18 protein-coding genes and 3 pseudogenes are annotated in these 18854 nt (G+C 39.5%); 3 read left to right on the forward strand and 18 right to left on the reverse strand.

The genetic code is table 11. The features are described from left to right. The first annotated feature begins 79 nt into the window (after positions 1 to 79). Positions 80 to 700 (forward strand): Crp/Fnr family transcriptional regulator, encoded by a 621-nt coding sequence (locus LM917_RS15720; RefSeq protein WP_232698487.1) that lies wholly within the window; start codon positions 80 to 82, stop codon positions 698 to 700. A gap of 113 nt (positions 701 to 813) precedes the next feature. Here LM917_RS15720 and LM917_RS15725 read toward each other — a convergent pair whose 3' ends face one another. From LM917_RS15725 to LM917_RS15740, 4 genes are all read right to left on the reverse strand, one after another. Next, the gene (locus LM917_RS15725) at positions 814 to 1239 is read right to left on the reverse strand and encodes an acyl-CoA thioesterase (protein WP_232698488.1); all 426 of its coding nucleotides are present in this window, start codon (positions 1237 to 1239) and stop codon (positions 814 to 816) included. Between the two features lie 36 nt (positions 1240 to 1275). Further along, positions 1276 to 1800 carry an FAD synthetase gene (locus LM917_RS15730; protein ID WP_373688793.1) on the reverse strand — a complete coding sequence of 175 codons (525 nt, stop codon included), beginning with the start codon at positions 1798 to 1800 and terminating at the stop codon, positions 1276 to 1278. Positions 1801 to 1942: 142 nt separating this feature from the next. Beyond that, positions 1943 to 3421 (reverse strand): 4-hydroxyphenylacetate 3-hydroxylase family protein, encoded by a 1479-nt coding sequence (locus LM917_RS15735; RefSeq protein WP_232698490.1) that lies wholly within the window; start codon positions 3419 to 3421, stop codon positions 1943 to 1945. A 785-nt stretch (positions 3422 to 4206) separates the two neighbouring features. Further along, positions 4207 to 7551 carry a DEAD/DEAH box helicase gene (locus LM917_RS15740; protein WP_232698492.1) on the reverse strand — a complete coding sequence of 1115 codons (3345 nt, stop codon included), beginning with the start codon at positions 7549 to 7551 and terminating at the stop codon, positions 4207 to 4209. Positions 7552 to 7724: 173 nt separating this feature from the next. Here LM917_RS15740 and LM917_RS15745 point away from each other — a divergent pair. Next, a pseudogene (locus LM917_RS15745) lies at positions 7725 to 8588 on the forward strand (MFS transporter); the annotation flags it as partial. 81 nt (positions 8589 to 8669) lie between these two features. Here the strand turns inward: LM917_RS15745 and LM917_RS15750 are convergent. The 8 genes and pseudogenes from LM917_RS15750 to LM917_RS15785 all read right to left on the reverse strand — a co-directional run bounded on the left by LM917_RS15750 (position 8670) and on the right by LM917_RS15785 (position 14399). Beyond that, entirely contained in the window at positions 8670 to 9356 is a 687-nt protein-coding gene (locus LM917_RS15750) for a class I SAM-dependent methyltransferase (protein ID WP_232698495.1), read from the reverse strand. A gap of 81 nt (positions 9357 to 9437) precedes the next feature. Then, positions 9438 to 10427, reverse strand: a complete 990-nt coding sequence (locus tag LM917_RS15755; protein ID WP_232698496.1) for a MerR family transcriptional regulator — start codon at positions 10425 to 10427, stop codon at positions 9438 to 9440. A 256-nt stretch (positions 10428 to 10683) separates the two neighbouring features. Continuing rightward, complete coding sequence (locus LM917_RS15760) at positions 10684 to 11019, reverse strand: DUF4406 domain-containing protein (protein ID WP_232698497.1); 336 nt, start codon at positions 11017 to 11019, stop codon at positions 10684 to 10686. A 101-nt stretch (positions 11020 to 11120) separates the two neighbouring features. Further along, positions 11121 to 11396 (reverse strand): annotated as a pseudogene (locus tag LM917_RS15765) (GNAT family N-acetyltransferase); the annotation flags it as partial. Between the two features lie 143 nt (positions 11397 to 11539). Then, positions 11540 to 12184 carry an MBL fold metallo-hydrolase gene (locus tag LM917_RS15770; protein ID WP_232698498.1) on the reverse strand — a complete coding sequence of 215 codons (645 nt, stop codon included), beginning with the start codon at positions 12182 to 12184 and terminating at the stop codon, positions 11540 to 11542. 257 nt (positions 12185 to 12441) lie between these two features. Then, a pseudogene (locus LM917_RS15775) lies at positions 12442 to 12830 on the reverse strand (NUDIX hydrolase). A 222-nt stretch (positions 12831 to 13052) separates the two neighbouring features. After that, positions 13053 to 13205, reverse strand: coding sequence for a EutQ-related cupin domain-containing protein (locus LM917_RS15780; protein WP_373688798.1), 153 nt, complete (start codon positions 13203 to 13205; stop codon positions 13053 to 13055). Positions 13206 to 13232: 27 nt separating this feature from the next. Further along, positions 13233 to 14399 (reverse strand): CynX/NimT family MFS transporter, encoded by a 1167-nt coding sequence (locus LM917_RS15785; protein ID WP_232698626.1) that lies wholly within the window; start codon positions 14397 to 14399, stop codon positions 13233 to 13235. 190 nt (positions 14400 to 14589) lie between these two features. On the opposite strand from LM917_RS15785, the gene LM917_RS15790 reads away from it, so the two are divergent. Further along, positions 14590 to 14754, forward strand: coding sequence for a hypothetical protein (locus LM917_RS15790; RefSeq protein WP_232698499.1), 165 nt, complete (start codon positions 14590 to 14592; stop codon positions 14752 to 14754). A gap of 21 nt (positions 14755 to 14775) precedes the next feature. Here LM917_RS15790 and LM917_RS15795 read toward each other — a convergent pair whose 3' ends face one another. The 6 genes from LM917_RS15795 to eutD all read right to left on the reverse strand — a co-directional run bounded on the left by LM917_RS15795 (position 14776) and on the right by eutD (position 18850). Then, positions 14776 to 15234: an NUDIX hydrolase gene (locus LM917_RS15795; protein ID WP_232698500.1), complete on the reverse strand. Its 459-nt coding sequence runs from the start codon at positions 15232 to 15234 to the stop codon at positions 14776 to 14778. Between the two features lie 233 nt (positions 15235 to 15467). Then, entirely contained in the window at positions 15468 to 15932 is a 465-nt protein-coding gene (locus tag LM917_RS15800) for a EutQ-related cupin domain-containing protein (protein WP_232698501.1), read from the reverse strand. Between the two features lie 13 nt (positions 15933 to 15945). Continuing rightward, entirely contained in the window at positions 15946 to 17046 is a 1101-nt protein-coding gene (gene eutH / locus LM917_RS15805) for an ethanolamine utilization protein EutH (protein WP_232698503.1), read from the reverse strand. Between the two features lie 121 nt (positions 17047 to 17167). Beyond that, complete coding sequence (locus LM917_RS15810) at positions 17168 to 17446, reverse strand: EutN/CcmL family microcompartment protein (RefSeq protein ID WP_232698505.1); 279 nt, start codon at positions 17444 to 17446, stop codon at positions 17168 to 17170. A 12-nt stretch (positions 17447 to 17458) separates the two neighbouring features. Continuing rightward, complete coding sequence (locus LM917_RS15815) at positions 17459 to 18202, reverse strand: TIGR02536 family ethanolamine utilization protein (protein WP_232698507.1); 744 nt, start codon at positions 18200 to 18202, stop codon at positions 17459 to 17461. Between the two features lie 12 nt (positions 18203 to 18214). Continuing rightward, on the reverse strand, positions 18215 to 18850 hold the full coding sequence (gene eutD / locus LM917_RS15820; protein ID WP_232698509.1) for an ethanolamine utilization phosphate acetyltransferase EutD: 636 nt from the start codon (positions 18848 to 18850) through the stop codon (positions 18215 to 18217). Positions 18851 to 18854 lie beyond the last annotated feature (4 nt).

Consider the following 18854-nt stretch of genomic DNA (forward strand, 5'->3'; position numbering starts at 1 on the left):
CTTACTGTTAAAAATTATCAGTTTTAAATCGCGTTACCTATTTAACGTTTCCCCCAAATATTGCGTGAGGTGAAAGCATATGAATCAGCAAAAGTATGCGTGGGAGCCGTATTTATCTAAGGGAGTCAAGAAATTATACAAGCCAAAAGCAACATTGTTTCGCCAAGGAGATGTAGGGACCGGCTTTTATTACCTGGCTGATGGAGAAGTGAAAATTATGCTAGTCTCAAAAAAAGGGGACGAGCGTACCATTGATATCATTTATCCTGGTGAATTAGTAGGGGAAGCAGGTATAAAAAAAGAGCCTTTCTTTTCCTCGGCTTTTGTGACGAAACCATCTACACTATTTTATTTTTCTAATGAAGCATTTCACTCACTCTGCCAGGAACATAGTCAAGCCATTGATATCTTTCTCAGCTCCCTCATTAAAAAACAGCGTCTACTTGCTGAGATTGTATCGCAGGAAAATCGCTCCTGTGAACAAAAACTAGCTTTTTTTCTATTAAGGCTGTATCAAAAAAATGCAAACCCCAAAATTGTAATAAACCAGATCACACTCTCAAATTACATTGGGAAATCAAGAATTACCGTCTATAAGATTCTCCGGCAATGGGAACAAGCTGACATTGTAACGGTATCCAATCGGACCATCGTTATTAATGATATCGAGCGATTACACAGTTTTCTCCGTGAGAGTTAATAAAATTCATTTCGTAAGTAATGATGTTAGTATGATGACAAGGCAGGCTTTTAGCTATCTTTAGCCTGCCTTCGCAAGTGGACTAACCTATTGGTCAGGTAAGAAGGGGGGATCTACGTGGACAGCACTTTATCTTCTGTTAGTAATTTTCTAACCTCATCAGGAATCGGCACAGCTTTCAAATTACCAAATTCGTCAAATTGAACCCAACCGCGCAGTTCATGACCGTTCCCCGTCATTTCATCGTTTCGATATACTTCATGCTCCACTCTGAATGTTTTTTCATTTACTTCAGTAACTCGTGAAACTACCCTAATCTCATCGTTATATAAAAGAGCCTTACGGAATCGGCAACCAGCATCCAAAAGCGGAAGTCCAATCTTATCTTCTTGCATTAAATTAATGACAGATAGGCCAAGCTCGTTAACTAAAGTTAAGCTCCCGATATCAAACCACTTAAAGTAGTTCGGATAATAAATTATGCCTGCCATATCCGTATCTCCCCAGTTAACTTTTAACTGCACGGTGTTCTGAACCATGTGAACCTCCTTAGGAATCATTTTGGTATGAATAAGTTACCATCCCAGTAGTACACAAGACTTTTGGATATCACCTTGTGATAGTAATTGCCGTATTCTAGTAGATGATATCATCTGTCCGTCTGGGCAATAAACAGGCTCGGTGATTCTCACAGGGAAGTACTCAGAAAGAAGATTGATATCCCCTTCCCTGTTCCTTCCAAAGCGAAAATCTTTGCCAACCAATAGTTCTTTGGGGGCTAACCTAGTTAAATCTGTAACGAAATCTAGTGACTTGCGTTTGGTATACACCTCATCGAAGTTAGCTATCACAATATGGTCTATTCCAAGCGAGAGAATCCGTTCTATCTTCTCCTCAACCGTGGTTAACATTCGGACTCGTTTGAAAAAACAACGCGGAGGTGGATCAAACGTATATACCACACTGGGTACGCCTAGTATTTTGCTTCTGCGAACGGTTTGGTTAATCACTTCCTGATGTCCTTGATGTACTCCATCGAAGGCACCAATGGCAATAACTGAACTGGGTAATGACACGATTTTCTCTGCCGACATGATCATTTTCTCCACCTCCGATTGCATGTAATGTACAACTGAATCTATGTTTCTCCATGTTCTTTATGGACGCTAATCGTTTATAAAAGGAGAGAACACTCGTGTATAGATAGAGTGTTCTCCTGCAACTGCTTACCCTACATAGCAATTAGGTAGTTGTTACAATTTTTTTCACATCAGCAATGTTTAATGCTTCGTCAACCATTTCGAATGAATGGTTACGTTTAAAAGCATTATAGAAAATAGCTCTTTTTCGAAGTGGGTCACCTGTGTAGTATCTCTCGTATTGCAGAAGTCGTTGACCGAACGCTTCCCCACACAGATCCCACGCCAGCTTAAACAGACGAACCCGCTCCTCTCCTGATACTCCTTCTTTACCAACATAGAATTGCTCCATATCTTCCGCTAACTCTGGATGCTCGAAGTCAGCTCCTGTTGGTGACATGAGCAATCCGCCTGCACCAATGATTTGAATTACTTCAATGGCGCGAGGGTATACGTTTGGCATCAATCCACGGATAGTTTCCAGAGCAGCCGCAGATGGCATTGCTTCTCCTAATGGATTCAATTCAAATTCGTACTCTGCCACCCGTAACAAAGCTCGAATGGTTTCTACGGATTGAATTAATTCACCTAGTTGATCCTGAACATTTAAAAATACGTCCACCCCAATGGAGTCCGCTACCTTACAAGCTACTTCTGCTGCAAATTGAAGCTTCACTAAACCACGAATGCCGGATTGATGAGCTGGCTGTTGGGCAATACCTGTTTTCGGATAGAGTAGGTTAGCTGCTTCCACATTGTTATAAAGGAAGACACGATTCCATGGAATTAACACATCATGGAACACGAGAACTGCATCCATCTCTTCAAATCGGGATGCTATTGGATGGTCAAACAACGATCTTGTACCATCTTGCATAGGCTCACGGCACAGAATGCGTAGACCTGGCGTATCAATAGGAATTGCGAAGGCAAGGGCATAACGTTCGTCACCCGGCTTGAAGCCTGGGAAAGAGTACACAATTACTTCGTCTGTGATTGGTGCAAGAGTTGCCAGCATTTTTGCTCCTCGCACAACCAGTCCTTCCGGCGTCTCTTTCACTGCACCCAAATGGGTAAACGTGTCTTTCTGTTCATGAGAAGACTTGCTTCGGTCGTTCTGCGGATTGATAATCGCATGGGTTAAGAACAGATCGTTATCGCGAATATGGCGATAGTAATTATTGATGTTTTCTGACCAGTCTTTATTGTATTTATCAAGGAAATTGGAATTACTAGCCATCGAGGTAACTACAACATTTAGAAAATCAGGGGTCCTCCCCATCAGTCCAAAGGTTGCTCTCGCATAAGCTTCAAAAATTGCTCTGCGTTTTTGCAAATCCTCATAGTTTTTAGGAACGAGGAAGGAGTTATTTACCCGCTCTCCCGTTTCTTCACAAACATGCGTGATTTTATCTTGATAGGCAGGATCATGCTGCATATCATATAGTTTGGCCATTTCAAGAATAGGTTGTTGAAAAACTGGTTCATCCACCAGATTCGTAATTCTGCGCCCTGACATCCAGACTTCCGGCTGTCTTGATCTCAGACCTTCAATATATTGATCACCTGTACGAATTCCCATGTGATACCTCCCCTTTTTCTCATACCAAATTGTTTTGTTGTTTCCTCATAGTGAAAATAGGTTGTGATATTATCAGAATTTTCTGTGTCACTTCCGCGCAAGGATGCGTAATATCAATGGATTTGCCGAAGCGTTAGTATTAATTATAGAGGGAAAGCAGGTAATAAATTGTTTTGTAGTTAACGTTTTTTAGGAAGAATTGCTTGAGGATTAGATGATTTAGGAATAATATGGCTGAAAATGAATGATGATTATGATGCAGATCTAGACATTAACACCTCCTAAATCAGAAGTTTGTTGTAACTGTTTTGAAGGGAAACCACCTGCTACGAATTACCCAGCGTTTTTGAAATCAGCTTCAATGGTGTTTTCTTTACTATATCAAAATGTATGCGCTTACATTCATTGCAACCTGATTTATGTGAAAAACAATCACTATAGACTAGTCCGTTTTTCGATTTGGGTTTCAATAGCAGTTTTTATAATCATTACATATATATGGTTTTGATTCTACTCTTTCTTTTTTTGCCAGGATGTTTTAGATTCTTCCTACTATCGTGGAGAAAACCAGCTTCTCTTTTCACTCTTCGCTAGAGTCTTCGCCCCGCAAGGAGATTGGACTGTCCGCTCCGCACTATTCACCCAAGGAAGCTCAAAACGAAGTATTCACTGTAAGTTGCTCTCGTTTCGCTTCTTGTTCCCGATAAATAACAGCGAAGTTAATACATTCAATTACGGATAAAAACGCCTTGACCCATCGTTGGCAATTGGGTCAAGGCGTCTCATTACATCATTAAAATCTCTCGGATATCCTCTTCGGTCAGAGTAGAAATTGCTTCCTCTCCCGGCTGAATGATTTCCTCGATCATGTTTTTCTTTTTCTGTTGGAGTTCGTACATCTTTTCTTCCACAGTGCCTTGTGTGATAAAACGAATGACTTGAACCACATTTTTTTGACCTATTCGATGTGCACGGTCTGTCGCCTGCTGTTCGACGGCAGGGTTCCACCACAGGTCATACAGGATAACCGTGTCTGCTCCAGTCAGATTCAAACCATTTCCACCTGCTTTTAACGAGATGAGAAAGACATCACGCTCACCCTCGTTAAATCGATTGCACAATTCAACACGTTCAGACGCTGGTGTTTTCCCATCCAGATAGAAAAAGGGGACGCCCTGATAGCCTAATTCTCTACCAATCAAATCAAGCATCTGGGTAAATTGAGAGAAAACTAACATTCTCCGCCCAGCACTTCTGCAATCCTCCACGAGCGCAAGAAGCTGCTCAAATTTGGCTGAACTCCCCTCATAGTCTTCAACAAACAGGGCAGGGTGACAGCAAAGTTGGCGAAGCCGAGTTAAACCTGCAAGAATCTTGATCCGATGTTTTTGAAAGCCATCCTCATTCAGATGCTTCAATGTTTCCTGCTGTAACTTAGCCAAATAAGCTGCATATAGCTTTTTCTGGTCGGCAAGAAGTGCAGAGGTTTGTATAGTTTCAATTTTATCCGGTAATTCTCGTAACACATCTACCTTCAAACGCCGCAGCATAAACGGACGAATTCGCTTCGCTACATTTTCCCGCGTTATGTTATGGAAGGTTTTTTTGTTACGGAACAACTCTGGGAAGACCGCATCATAAATGGACCACAGCTCCTCTAAAGAATTCTCCACTGGCGTTCCAGTGAGGGCAAATCTGTATTTTGCGGTGATCAACTTTACCGCTTGTGCAGTTTGAGTCGTGTGATTCTTAAAGAACTGTGCCTCGTCCAAAATGAGAGTATGAAAAGAGTGGTTCGCATACATCTCAATATCTCTTCGTAAGAGTGGGTAGGAAGTAATCAGAGCATCCACATGAGATAAATCATGAAGCACGTGGCTTCGCTCCTCTTTTGTTCCATCGGCAATAACGGTACGAATTTCTGGCGCGAATTTTTTCAGTTCATTTTGCCAGTTGTACACAAGCGATGTAGGAGCGATTATTAAGGCTGGTAGCTGTTGCTCCCTAATCTCAGGCAGTATGGATACAATGAAGGAAATGCTTTGCAGTGTTTTTCCTAAACCCATTTCATCTGCCAGGATTCCACCAAAACGATAATGAGCCAGCGTCTTCATCCACTGATAACCATATACCTGATAATCTCGAAGAATAGGTGCCAGACTTTTTGGTAGAGGGAACTCGAGATTGTCTGGATTCCGCATATTTTCCAATAGCCTGCGAAATGATTTCCCCAATTTGACTGCCTTTCCTTGTTCATGGGAATCGATTACATGAAGTCCCCGAATAACTGGAAGCCTGAATCCACTCCCCTTAACATCCCCATAATGTACACCCAGTTCGTTCATCATTCTGACAATCTGTTGAAACTCTGCACCCTCCAACGGCATGAGTGCTCCGTCAGGCATTTTATAGAATCTGCGTTTTTCCTCAAGAGATTTCAGTAAATTACGGATCTCTGAGTCGGGAATACCTCCCATATCAAAGGAAAACTCCAGCCATTCCGTTCTTTTATCCACATCTACCGTTACTTTTGGTGGGGGATTTCCTGTATGGAGTCTTACTTTAACTGCGGAACTGACATATACCTTCAGGAGCTTCTCCAGTTGAGGTACGATATGATACAAAAATTCATATTCTGCCTCTTCATCCTCCATGAAGTATCCACTTTCTGTGGTGACAAAAGAGCTTTGTTCCATTAACTCCAATATACGCCGTTCCTTCTCTCCATCTCGCATAAGGATAAGATCCGTTCCCCGCTTCTGATCATTTCCCTCAAGTGGATTAAGTATGATGTCGCCATATTGAAACTCCAGACCTGCAAGCAGTCGTTCACGTATTCGGTCCAAATATAGCCTTGCTTTGAGTGGAGTCTGCACAAGACGTTCCGACACTGTTTGGTCGATATGAACGTTGCCTAATTTAATTAGACCAGGAATCACCTTCTCCATGAAAGGCTCCATTTGCTCGGGTGCAATCAGGATTTGATGCTTGCGGGATGATTCTAGCATCTGCTTGATTTCTGCTAATCGGTTGCATTGCTCTGGCTTTGACTTCAGGATTTTCCCTTCTGAAAGGATCACCCCGTAAGATTCCATAACCGTAATTTTCTTAAGTCCCTGAACTTCCAATTGATACCCTTCTGTCTCTGCTTCATGAAATTCAAATTGAAGGGGGAGCTGTTCGTCTGATAAATGAATTCCATCGAATGTGCGATCATCATGCTCAAGCTTGACAGTCGGTGCCACTCTAAATAACGGGAGAAGCTTTTCCCATGAAAATGGCGGTATCAAAAGCATACGTTCTCCACATTTGCTAGCAACATGAACGGAATAATCGCTTGCTGTTTCCCGAAGCATTTTTTCATTGTGCATGATCTGGATCAACTGCCCAATGATTGCATCATTTTCCTTCTGAAAGCTATGGAGTTTCGGATCATAGGTGAAATGTTTGGTGAAAAGATATGGTTTCCTCTGTTCCACACTTATCAAAAAGTCTCTTAGTTTTTGGACGATATATAGCCGCTTCGGCCCTACTTTTAGTTCAATACCAAACATGTACTTCCGATAGCCATAATGAAACGGTTTGCAGATGAACTCAACATCCAGGACTTCTCTCGTATCGAAGTTAGATCGATTACCGCTTGGACGACTTGGTTGGTATTCAAATAGCCCTAAAATCCTGTTCGTTAGTCGGATATCTTCCTCAGATATTCCAGACGGAGTGGTTATAGATTTGGTATTGCCCTTTTCTCCGAGACTTAAATCATATTGAGTCCTACGTTCCATTAGATTCCCCTCACAACTTTCTGGGGAATTCTCGATCCGCATAGGGAGCTGCTCGGTTTGATGCATATCGTACATGCTGATCAACACGGCAGCAACATGTTGACAATATTGCTCATAGGTAGAAAGGGACGGACAGCTACAGGTAGCGTTTACATTTCCATGACGGTCTAAATTTACAGTGACATTGTAGCTGTCCTTCCCATAAATGGTTGCTTCATAGTGCTGAACGTCAGGATCGTAACTCGTGATCATGACTTTTTGAGCTCGGTGGTATGCTTTTCCTCTTTCATAAGAGATCCGGCCACATAGCACTTTAATAATCTTATGGGTCAATCGAAAGCTCATCAGACTGATCTCCTTTTATCAAAATAATTAAGTAGGAAATCAATAAACCACGCGGATTTACTGTATGTCTTATGATAACAGAAGTGTGGAGAAATGACAGAATGAGAAGAGGAAATCGTTAAGCTTTATCTGATAGGAAAAAATTCCTTAAAAACGTTAACTCATTAGCATATGCCATTATGTATGCTGGTTATCCAATCGGCGGGGTACTAGGTGCGGTGCTATCCTTGTTTTTTTTAGATGAATATGGCTGGAGATTTTTATTCTGGTTAGGTCTGATCCCTCTCATCTTTGTACCATTCTTTATCTGGTTGTTACCGGAATCAATCAGCTTTCTGCAATCTCGTAATCGGAGGGAACAGGCACAAGCCATTTGCCAAAAATATCAGATGGAAATACCCAAAGAAGAAATAATAGAAGAACAACCCGCTATCAAAAACAAATGGAACGCTGTTACCATTCTGTTTTCCAAAGGCTATCTTAAAGCGACCATCTACTTTTGGATTACCTTTTTCATGGGCTTACTCCTGATTTACGGACTAAATACGTGGCTGCCTAAACTAATGGTCCAAGCAGGGTATCCACTTGGCTCTAGCTTATCGCTATTAGTCATGTTAAACATTACGGCTGCTATCGGCGGGCTAATCGGGGGGATAGCCTCAGATTATTGGGGGTCCAAACTGGTAATTACCATCTCTTACTTCTTAGCCGCAGTAAGCATTGCGTTATTAAGTATTAATCCGCCCACGTTCCTGCTGTATACATTAATCGGTATTGCTGGATTCGGTTCAATAGGGACTACGCTCATTCTGAATGCCTATATTACAAAATACTTTCCTACTCATGCACGCGCTACCGCACTTGGTTGGGCACTCGGTTTTGGTAGATTAGGTGCTATCTCAGGACCTATCCTCGGTGGATTGCTCTTGACCTGGAAAGTGAACACAACCATAAACTTCTTTATTTTTGCACTTGCCGGATTGCTTGCCTCTCTCTTTGCGTTCCTGATTCCAAAGGAAAAAGGGAGTCGGATTTAGGGCAATTGTAGGTTCCCATGATAAAAAAATGAAGCAGGCTGGCACCCTTTAGGAAGGGATGTCAGCCTTTTGTATTTTTTACTATAAATGTAGCCACCATATTCCTGCACATTCAGGCAATCGAATTAGATTTTGTTCTCGTACTTTATTCGCTACTTCATCACAAAAAAAGAATCTCGTTAGCTCCTCCGCTTGGGGAGTATTATCAAATTCATAGTCTAATCTAATCCACTTGTGGGAAAAACCAGCCTCTTCCACTAACCATGTATAATAGGCCTTTAAAAATTCGGGTGGATCTGGGAATTCAGTTCCCGTCCCCATTGTTTCAAAAATAATGATACTGCCATTTGGTCTTAAGACCCGCTTCATTTCTGCAATCACATCATACATATTCTCTTTCCAATTTGGGACATTCGAACTTGCTAAATAGCATATTGTCCAGCCCGCAACAATCAGATCGGCACTATTATCTTCTAATGGTAACTTCCTATGATCTGCTACTCTCGTACTCCAATTGGTGTGCCCAGCCTCTATTAATCTGGACGCCGTTACTTGTAGCATAGCTTCTGAAGCATCTAAGACAGTGATAGATTTTGCTTGTGGAGCAAGCACAGTTGTAAGCCTTCCTGTACCTGCTCCGATATCTACAATGTCCAGACCTTTACACGTTCTTATCTCTTCCATAACTCCAACAAGCCCAGGTTGCTTTGAAATGAGTAGCTGGTACTTTTCTGCTTGATCCTGATAGATACGGGCATGATCCGTCATAAAAAAAGACCTCCTCTATTTTCATCAACTGTTTCTCCTCGAATGATATAAGTTGACGTAACGGGATGGTCAATCATTTATTTATCTAATAGGAATAGCATAGAAAATATGGAGAAATTCGTTAAGCTGATAATGCTTCGTCACATATCTTCTTTCTTCGAACCAGCTTATCAATTCAGTAAGTGACGTGTAATCTTCAGCATTGTGATGGTGATGGTGTTGCTCTTCTACCACCATGACATCTGTAATACATATCCGCCCGTGCGGTTTCAATACACGACGCATCTCTTCAATGGCTAATAACTTCTGATCGGTTGTTAAATGATGAAATACAAAACTGGAAACCACAAAATCAAATCTTCCATCCAGATAAGGAATAGCGAGAAAGTTCCCTAGCTTCGTTTCCATCTCCGGGAATTTTTGAAGGCATTGTTTTAACATCTCTTTAGACTGATCAACTCCTGCCATTATTGCCCCTCTTGCCATTAATTTTCCTGCCAAATTCCCAGTCCCTGTCCCAATATCCAGACCCATTTCACTTTGTATGGGAGAGACCCATTTAACCGTAAGCTCCAGTGCCTTTTCATAATCCTGATATTCGTTTCGTACTCGCTGGTCGTGGATGCTGGCAATCCGATCAAAGTTCCATTTATCGTGCCACGTGTTCCTCTGATCCTTTAACCTTTTAGATCCTTCTGCCAGTTTAAAAATCTCTTCTATTGGGAGGGTCTTTTTATTTTTTACCAGGTCGATCATATAATCAGTCGTTTCAATAATTTGTTTCATTTCCAGCCATTTGGAGAACATTACCGATCGTTGCAGCTCCAGATAATACTGCAATTCTTTATGACTGTCTCCTTCCAATTCAAGTAACGCTTTTTTAATATCCCGAGTGGTCATGCCCGCTTCCCTGAGTGCAATAATCGTTTGCAGACGCCAAACATCCTTCTCTGTAAAGGTACGATATTGATTATTTTCCTGTTTATAAGGAGTGATTAATCCTTTTTCTTCATAAAAGCGAATGGCTCGTGTAGAAATGTTTAGCCTCTCAGCAATTTCTTTTATTTTCATCTTTGTCCCCTTTTCTTACGGTATCAGATAGTATTACTTCATAGGGTTACTTCCTGATACGCATGAAAAACTTCGCTATAGAAGTACCTGCTTCATCGAATAGACTTCGATAGAATTACCTTAAACATTAACGTAACGTGAATGTATTACAAATTAGTTTTATCATCATCTAAAACAAAAAGACCATCAACTGGTCTTCACGCTGTCGAGATACACCTTTTTGATAAAATCAAAAGTCATTTATTTAACGTACCCATTAGCGTAACAGTGCGGTAATAATGCTGTCTGGAATATCGCTTGTAGAGTAATATCGGACCGTTTTCCCCTTTTCTCTTGCATACTCAATTTCTTTTCTTGTACTACTACCAATGTAACCATCTACATCAATAACAAAAATTTCGTCCGATAAATCAATCTTTCGAAAGTGTATTTTTCCAAGTAATTCAGCTTGTTCTTGAGATATCTCAAAACCTTCACTCTGTTCAAAAAAGGCTAAACTAATTACTATATTTCCTTGGAGCGTAAGATAAGCATTTGCCTGTTCAAATTGATTCTTAAATTTGGTAGAACCACATAGCGTCACTACATTCATAATTATTTTCCTCTCTTTGTCTAATTGAGCAATCCTCTTCCGTTAGTTCAAGAATTCACCTTTAAGAATACTCATTCTTAGGCGGTCAATATACCCCAAATAAGCATTTCTCTCATTGCTAACAAACCATAACCTTTGCCCCAAAGTTTTTTATCTCCTACTGTTATTCCTACTTCAGCATGCTTATTAAATTTATCTATGTTCTTCAAATCAATCCAACCAATGTGTTTTCCTTCTTCACTAATAATCGCTTTTTGTTCATAGCCATTTGTTCGATTTTTACAAATTTCAATCTCTTTGTCCAAACACCATTGATAACGGTCTTCCACATCATCAAGTGTTAATTCTCTTAACCTTACTTTTGGTAACGTACCCATGTCTATCTCCTTTCTCCCTATAATTCGTTTTATATTATGTAATTTACATGTAATTCCTTTTTTACTAGATTGCACGTTAGAAGAATAACTAAATCCCCCAAAATAAAAAACCGTCTCGTAAGACAGTTTTAAAGTGGAGTTTCTTAAAGCATGCTCAATATCTTCTCAATTACTTGCTTTTCCAAAACGATATTATGACCAGACACACAAGTATCAAAATCTAGCTCTCTATACTTTAAGAGTGTGTTAATATACTCATCTTTTTCACAACCAAGACTAGGAATAAGTTCACCAATAGTATCACCAATATTATCAGCCGCATTTAATACATTTTCTACTTCATCAAGTACACTTATAGAATCAATTGTATGTCCGGGAGTATACATGATTCTTATTTTATCTTCTGGAAAATATAATTCTTTTTCAAAAGTCATATTTGGAAGAAGCATTTCTGCTTCACCATCAAGATATTGATTGTACTTCTGCATCATTTCTTCCCAATTTGACTCTATCATCTCTCTACATAGTTTATGAGATATTATCATGCAATCTCGGAGTGAACTATTTCCCCAAATATGGTCCCAATGATGATGTGTATTAATCACAATTATTGGTTTGTTGTCATGTTTTATATATTCTTTAATAGGTGCAACGCTTAAAGATCCTAGACCTGTATCGATAATATAATTGTATCGATCCCCCATAATAAGTTGAACATTTAAATCCCACCCCGCGGGAAGACTATTTGTGAACAGAATACTTCTATTCTTTATTTTTTGAATTTTCATAACATTTCTCTCTCTTTCTTTCATTTTTTTAATTATATACTAATTCATGAGCATTTAAAATGTCTACGCTGATCTCTTCTACTTGTTATATACTTACCAGTATACTTACCTATTTGAACCAGTACATATCATTGCTAAAATATTAACTCAAGGGATAAAAATACTTCACCTGTTACGATTAATACAGAATCAATCTCATTTTGTTTGATCACTATTACATTGATACATTCTTTCAGCCTCCGTTAGGACATCGTTACTTATAATTGCTCATTAAAAACAGTCAATGAATAAATTTTTCGATTTATTAATCTATCTACAATTTGCCTGATCACACCTGCATCACGAAGTTCTGTATTTGTAAAATTCATAAGTTCAGATACCTTCATCCATTTACTGTCTATAATTTATTATTTGTACTACTATTAAAGTTATATATACCAGTCGTGCCAGTAAGTTTCACATCAAATCCTGTTTCCTCTTTTACTTCCCTACAGGCAGCATAGAGAATATCTTCTTTATGTTCAATACGTCCAGATGGAAAATTCCACTTATTGATTGCAGATGGCTTATTTTCTTTAATAATCAAAACTTCGTTGTCTTTCATTATTGATACACTAACAACTAAAACAATTCCATTCTGAGTCATTTTTTTCTCCCCAGGTTTTATATTTTTAAATTTCTTTCCTACCTTCTTCTATTTATTACTCCAAAACATCTTTACAAAAGTAAACTGCATTATTCGAATAGCAATGTGAGATAAAACAAAAAATACTCCCATCCAAATCATGTTAGAAATGAGAGTGTATGAAAAGTAAAAGAGGTGATAGTCAGGATATGCCTGTGCTATCACCTCTTTGATTCCATTTAATTAAGCCTGATTAGCCCAATCAGCCGGATATGTTACATATAAGAAACGTGCGTACTCAGGAACACAGAATTGGATCGTACTATTTTTCGGAATAAAAATGACCTCGCCTGCTTCTGCGCAAGTATTTGTAACCTTGCTCTTGAACCAAATCAGTTATAAACAGCTCTCTCATCCGTGCCTTTATTCTACACTCACATATTCATTTTTCCCTGCATCCATACCAAAAATCAAGATTAGGATCGAGGCAACAATTAACATCAATAATGGAATGGTCCAACTACTTGTTACATCGTGTAACAAACCGAACATTGTAGGTCCTACCGCTGCAAGAAGATAACCAACTGATTGGGCCATACCAGATAGTTCAGCTGCTTGCTGCGAACTTTGTGTACGCAGGCTAAAAAACATCATCGCTAAACTAAAGGCAAATCCCCCGCCAATTCCAACCAAGATGACCCCTAACAGGCTAAGTATCGTACTTCCATTCAAAATACCGCTAATCCCTGCAGTAAATAAGACAGAAGTAATAATAACTAATAGACGTTGATTTTTCATTCGTCCAGCCAAAATAGGAACAATAAATGTAAACGGAAGAATCACAAATTGCATCAATGACAGCAACCATCCAGCTGAATTCGAATTCAATCCCTGTTGTTGAAGAATTTCAGGCAACCAAGTGATGAGCGTATAATAAATAAATGATTGTAACCCCATAAATAAGGTCACTTTCCAAGCAATACGTGATCGCCACAGGTTAATGGATCGGGTGTGGTGTTCATTATTTTCGGTTTGACCAGCTTTACGACGATTATTGAATTGTTGAGTCCAAATTAAAATGGTAAGAAAGGATAATATTCCCCAACAGCCCAGAGCTCCTTTCCACCCTAAACCTAATGATGAAGAAATTGGAATACTTACTCCAGATGCTATTGCTCCACACAAGTTCATAGAAACTGTATAAACTCCTGTCATCACGCCAATTTTCTGTGGGAAATTTTGTTTAATAAGACTTGGTAAGAGTACGTTGCATACAGCAATAGATAGGCCAAGCAAGATCGTTCCAGCAAATAATGCTCCTACTCCTGCTAGAGATCGCAATATAATCCCTACAGTTAATACGAGTAATGAAGTCAATAAGACAAGCTCCATTCCAAAACGTTTAGAAAGCTTAGGTACAAAAGGTGAAAGTAACGCAAAAGCAAGTAATGGCACTGTTGTAATTGTACCGGCTACTGTATTAGATAATCCCAAACTATCACGAATGGAAGTAATCAGAGGTCCTATAGATGTTAACGGTGCTCTGAGATTCGCTGCAATAAAGATGATTCCAATAATAAGCAGCCACATTCTTTTTATTGGTTCTGCGTTCGTTCCAAGTTGTTGTTGATCAAGTCTGGCTTGTTGCAAATTCAAGATGTTTCCTCCCTATCTAGTGCTACTGCTTCTATAAATTGAGTAATAGTAAATCTTGGTCAGTATATAATTTCTAAATTATTTTGTACAATATGGTTTGTAACCTTTTTGAAAGGATGATTCCATGCTGTACTTTATAAGATTAATAGCAATAATTTTCATCTGTGTCTCTTTTTACACGATTAAGCGAGTTGTTCATGACCCAAATGCATCAATTAAATCAGTTATTGTTACCGCATTATTAGGGGATTATTTGATTAGTTTGATTGTCGAGGAAGTGAAGTATTAAGTTCCCTGATGCTGAATTGTCTTATTTACATAATTGATCATTAAATACAGTTATTGAATAAATTTTTCGATTTATTAATCTATCTACAATTTGCCTGATCACACCTGCGTCACGAAGTTCTGTATTAGTAAAATTCATAAGTTCAGATACCTCAATCCATTTACTGTCTATAATTTCATCTTCTTCAATTTTTAATGAACCTCCAATAATTTCGCCAGTAAAATGAAATAAAATCACTTGATTATTAGTACTACTAATAAAGTTATATATACCAGTTGTGCCAGTTAGTTTCACATCAAATCCTGTTTCTTCTTTTACTTCCCTACAGGCAGCATAGAGAATATCTTCTTTTTGTTCAATACGTCCAGATGGAAAATTCCACTTATTGATTGCAGATGGCTTATTTTCTTTAATAATCAAAACTTCGTTGTCTTTCATTATTGATACACTAACAACTAAAACAATTCCATTCTGAGTCATTTTTCTCTCCCCAGGTTTTATATATTTAAATTTCTTTCCTACCTCTTTTATTCATAATACCTCAACCCCTTGTTCAACTAAACGGCCTTCTTTAGTTGAACAAGGAATTTTGTGTTTTCATTACATACAAAAAACACCCCCATCCGAGTTATTTTCAAAATGAGAGTGTTTGAAAAGTAGTAGAGGTGATAGTCAGGATATGCCTGTACTATCACCTCTTTGATTCCATTTAATTAAGCCTGATTAGCCCAATCAGCCGGATATGTTACATATAAGAAACGTGCGTACTCAGGAACACAGAATTGGATCGTACTATTTTTCGGAATAAAAATGACCTCGCCTGCTTCTGCGCTTACTTTGCGACCATCAATGATGATCTCTAGACGACCTTCGATAATATAATCGACCTCGTCATAGTTAAGCGTCCAGTCAAACGTAGTAGCACGCATTTCCATAATACCGCAACCAAGACGTGGACTTTCTTCTAATGTAAATATGTCTTTCGTGTAGACAACATCACCACTTTTACCAGTGTCCAAACGGTTAGATTCGTCTACGGCTACCTGTTGTAGTTTCACAGAAGCGACACCACTTGGATCACGGTGCATCACTGCGTTTTGTGAAGCTGTATCACCCAATTTTTCAGTGATGATTTTGCGTACTACTTCTTCAAGTAATTTACGATCGATATTTTCCATTATATTAAGCCTCCTATTTTCCTTCTTCTACTTTACCTTCCATCATTTTCTTAGAAAGGAAGATTGCAACGAAGACAGCTGAGATACCACCGACTAGTTTACCCACGATCATTGGGAAAATCATTTCTTTTGCCACACCTGCTGTGAAGCCAAGGTGGTCACCTAGAACAAACGCCGCGGATACAGCAAAAGCGATGTTGATTACTTTACCTCTTGTATCCATATCTTTTAACATACCGAACATTGGAATTACGTTAGCAAGTGTAGCAACCATACCTGCTGCAGCAATTTCATTCATACCTAGCACTTTACCCATTTTCATCAATGGTTTGTTGAAGAACTTCGTGATAACGAATACCAAAGCGAAAGCTCCAGCTAGTACGATCGCGATATCTCCAACGATCTGAATTCCTTCATCGATCGGAGCCATACCAGGAATAATTACAAGTCCTGTCAACTTTTCAACGATAGCTAATGCCAAACCTAATGTTGCTACGATAACAACGAACTGACCAAATACGGTGAATCCTTTAATCATTCCTTGTGGGAACTTCCATAGACCAAGTGCAATCAATACGGCAACCAAAATAATTGGTACCAAGTTAGCCAAGATCATAGAGATTGGGAAACCTGCTACTAATCCACCAATCAAGCAACCTAGTGGAATAGTGATTAAACCTGCCAATACACCTGTAGCCAAAAATTTGTGATCGTCTTTTTTGATGATACCAAGTGCAACTGGAATAATGAACACAAGTGTAGGTCCAAACATAGCGCCAAGGATTGCACCTGCGAATAAACCTGCTTCTGGCGTTTGAGCCAATTCCTGAGCAAGAGCGAATCCACCCATGTCATTAGCTAAAAGGGTTGTTGCAAACATTGCTGGGTCAGCACCTAATGCTGTGTACACAGGAACGACAATCGGGCTAAGTACTTTTGCAAGTACCGGAGCCAAGGAGACAATCCCCACCATTGCCAGCGTGAGCGCCCCCATCGCCATAATACCTTCTTCAAATTGCTCTCCTAGTCCAAACTTATTGTTTAGACATTTATCAATAGCTCCCAAAACCATAAAAATAACCATTAAGTAAATAATAATTTCATTAATTCCCATGGATGCTACTCCATTCTCACTGGAAGTGATTTTATTTTATTGTTTCGTTCCTTAGTCGGGGAAGGCATAACCTATGTATGTGCCAGTCCCCGTTCTAAGGTTAAAGCTTTTTCAATCGCAACTACTCTGTATCATCACACATATCGAGTGAATCCACGATTCCTACTATGACAGCATCAATTGGTGCCTGTTGGTTGGAGATAGAGGTTCGTGCTGCGCTGCCTTTGGTTACGAGAACAGTGTCACCTATGCCAGCTCCTGCATTATCTGCAGCGACAAAGTATTTATCCTGTCCGTCTTTTCCATACGAGTGTGGTTTCACAACCAAAAAAGTCAGACCATTCAGCTTGACGTCCTTTCGGGTCGCCCACAAGCTTCCCACTACTGTCCCCACGATCATAGGTTTACCTCGCTATCTTCTGTGCACAATCATCTGTTGCGTTCTCACATAATCTTGTGCAAGTGGTGTGATAATGCTTTTTTTATCAATAACAATTTCGCTGATTTGTTTTAAGTAAAACTTTTTCAAATCTGCTTCGGTAATCACTTTTTTGGTGAGAATTTCCTGAGATACTTGCTGCTTGTCCGGTTCAATAGCTCGAACTTTTTCCACAGGTTGGCTTGTTGCTTGAATTGTTTCTACGATTGAGCTCTGTGTTGCTCCCGCAGTTGCAGCCTCTCTGCCATCTTGCAGGCAAGAATGTAACAGGTCTGATTCACGGATAATCTGAATACCGTAGTTCATAATTTTTTCTGTGTAGGAAGTATACATGTTATATAGCAACACAGGGGCGGTACTCTTATATTTCCGGTACTTCAATCCCTCGTCCAAGGCAATAACTTTTTTCCCTTTCAAGAGCATGGTCAAAATAAAACGCTCTCTACTTCCGGCACTGATACCATTTGCCAAATTGGATAATAACTGAATGCAGATGGTTGGAATTACAATCACATCGCAATCCCTTGTCTGCTCGTTATAATACGCAATGTCAAAATGCTTACCCAGTTTTGCCTCGATTTCTGATTCAGACTCACCAGACATGATGACCAGTTTTTTCCGATCTGCCTTGATAGCCTGTTGCTGTTTCAGTTTGTTATATACTTCATCAGTCACAGCCTGAATGAGAGCTTCCAGATGAACAAGATTCCCGTTCATATCTTCACACTCCTACTTGCCAAGCTTGATAATTTTTCCCTTGGTTGCTTTAGAAAAACCACATGCGTTAGCTTCATCATAATCAATATGCATATAAGTTTCGAAGGATGGACTTACACGAACAAGTACATCATCAAAAATCAGTGGGCGTTGGCTAAATACCTTAACTTGTACCACTTCACCGTTTTGCACGTTGAATTTCTTAGCATCATCAGGTGTCATGTGGATATGACGTTTTGCTGCGATCAGACCTTTATCTAGTCGGATCATATTCTTGTCAGAAGCAATGATCACACCTGGTGTGCCTTCAATTTTTCCGCTTTCACGAACAGGTACTTTGATACCTAAAGATAGAGCATCCGTAAGAGATACTTCTACCTGTGAAGCCTTACGCTCCGGTCCAAGTACGACTACATTATGCAGGCTTCCTTTAGGACCGATTAATGTTACACGCTCTTTGCAAGCATATTGTCCTGGTTGGGACAATTCTTTTGCTTTGGTCAATTGATATCCTTCACCAAACAAAGCGTCGATTGCCCCGCGGCTCAGGTGAACGTGCTTGCCAGATGCTTCGATCTCCACGCACATTTCGTCCTGTACTTTTTTAATTACTTCACTTACGATGTTTTCAACTAATTGTTGATTCATTATT

The organism is Brevibacillus daliensis (genome assembly GCF_021245735.1).
Taxonomy (GTDB): Bacteria; Bacillota; Bacilli; order Brevibacillales; family Brevibacillaceae; genus Brevibacillus_B; species Brevibacillus_B daliensis.

Excerpts from the sequence above, each read along its gene's own strand:
- LM917_RS15730 (WP_373688793.1), bottom strand. The coding sequence starts at position 1,800 with ATGATCATGTCGGCAGAGAAAATCGTGTCATTACCCAGTTCAGTTATT.
- LM917_RS15785 (WP_232698626.1), bottom strand. The coding sequence starts at position 14,399 with ATGTGGCTGCTTATTATTGGAATCATCTTTATTGCAGCGAATCTCAGA.
- LM917_RS15795 (WP_232698500.1), bottom strand. The coding sequence starts at position 15,234 with ATGACTCAGAATGGAATTGTTTTAGTTGTTAGTGTATCAATAATGAAA.
- LM917_RS15800 (WP_232698501.1), bottom strand. The coding sequence starts at position 15,932 with ATGGAAAATATCGATCGTAAATTACTTGAAGAAGTAGTACGCAAAATC.
- LM917_RS15760 (WP_232698497.1), bottom strand. The coding sequence starts at position 11,019 with ATGAATGTAGTGACGCTATGTGGTTCTACCAAATTTAAGAATCAATTT.
- eutD (WP_232698509.1), bottom strand. The coding sequence starts at position 18,850 with ATGAATCAACAATTAGTTGAAAACATCGTAAGTGAAGTAATTAAAAAA.
- eutH (WP_232698503.1), bottom strand. The coding sequence starts at position 17,046 with ATGGGAATTAATGAAATTATTATTTACTTAATGGTTATTTTTATGGTT.
- LM917_RS15770 (WP_232698498.1), bottom strand. The coding sequence starts at position 12,184 with ATGAAAATTCAAAAAATAAAGAATAGAAGTATTCTGTTCACAAATAGT.
- LM917_RS15815 (WP_232698507.1), bottom strand. The coding sequence starts at position 18,202 with ATGAACGGGAATCTTGTTCATCTGGAAGCTCTCATTCAGGCTGTGACT.
- LM917_RS15720 (WP_232698487.1), top strand. The coding sequence starts at position 80 with ATGAATCAGCAAAAGTATGCGTGGGAGCCGTATTTATCTAAGGGAGTC.
- LM917_RS15810 (WP_232698505.1), bottom strand. The coding sequence starts at position 17,446 with ATGATCGTGGGGACAGTAGTGGGAAGCTTGTGGGCGACCCGAAAGGAC.
- LM917_RS15725 (WP_232698488.1), bottom strand. The coding sequence starts at position 1,239 with ATGGTTCAGAACACCGTGCAGTTAAAAGTTAACTGGGGAGATACGGAT.
- LM917_RS15790 (WP_232698499.1), top strand. The coding sequence starts at position 14,590 with ATGCTGTACTTTATAAGATTAATAGCAATAATTTTCATCTGTGTCTCT.
- LM917_RS15755 (WP_232698496.1), bottom strand. The coding sequence starts at position 10,427 with ATGAAAATAAAAGAAATTGCTGAGAGGCTAAACATTTCTACACGAGCC.
- LM917_RS15750 (WP_232698495.1), bottom strand. The coding sequence starts at position 9,356 with ATGACGGATCATGCCCGTATCTATCAGGATCAAGCAGAAAAGTACCAG.
- LM917_RS15740 (WP_232698492.1), bottom strand. The coding sequence starts at position 7,551 with ATGAGCTTTCGATTGACCCATAAGATTATTAAAGTGCTATGTGGCCGG.
- LM917_RS15735 (WP_232698490.1), bottom strand. The coding sequence starts at position 3,421 with ATGGGAATTCGTACAGGTGATCAATATATTGAAGGTCTGAGATCAAGA.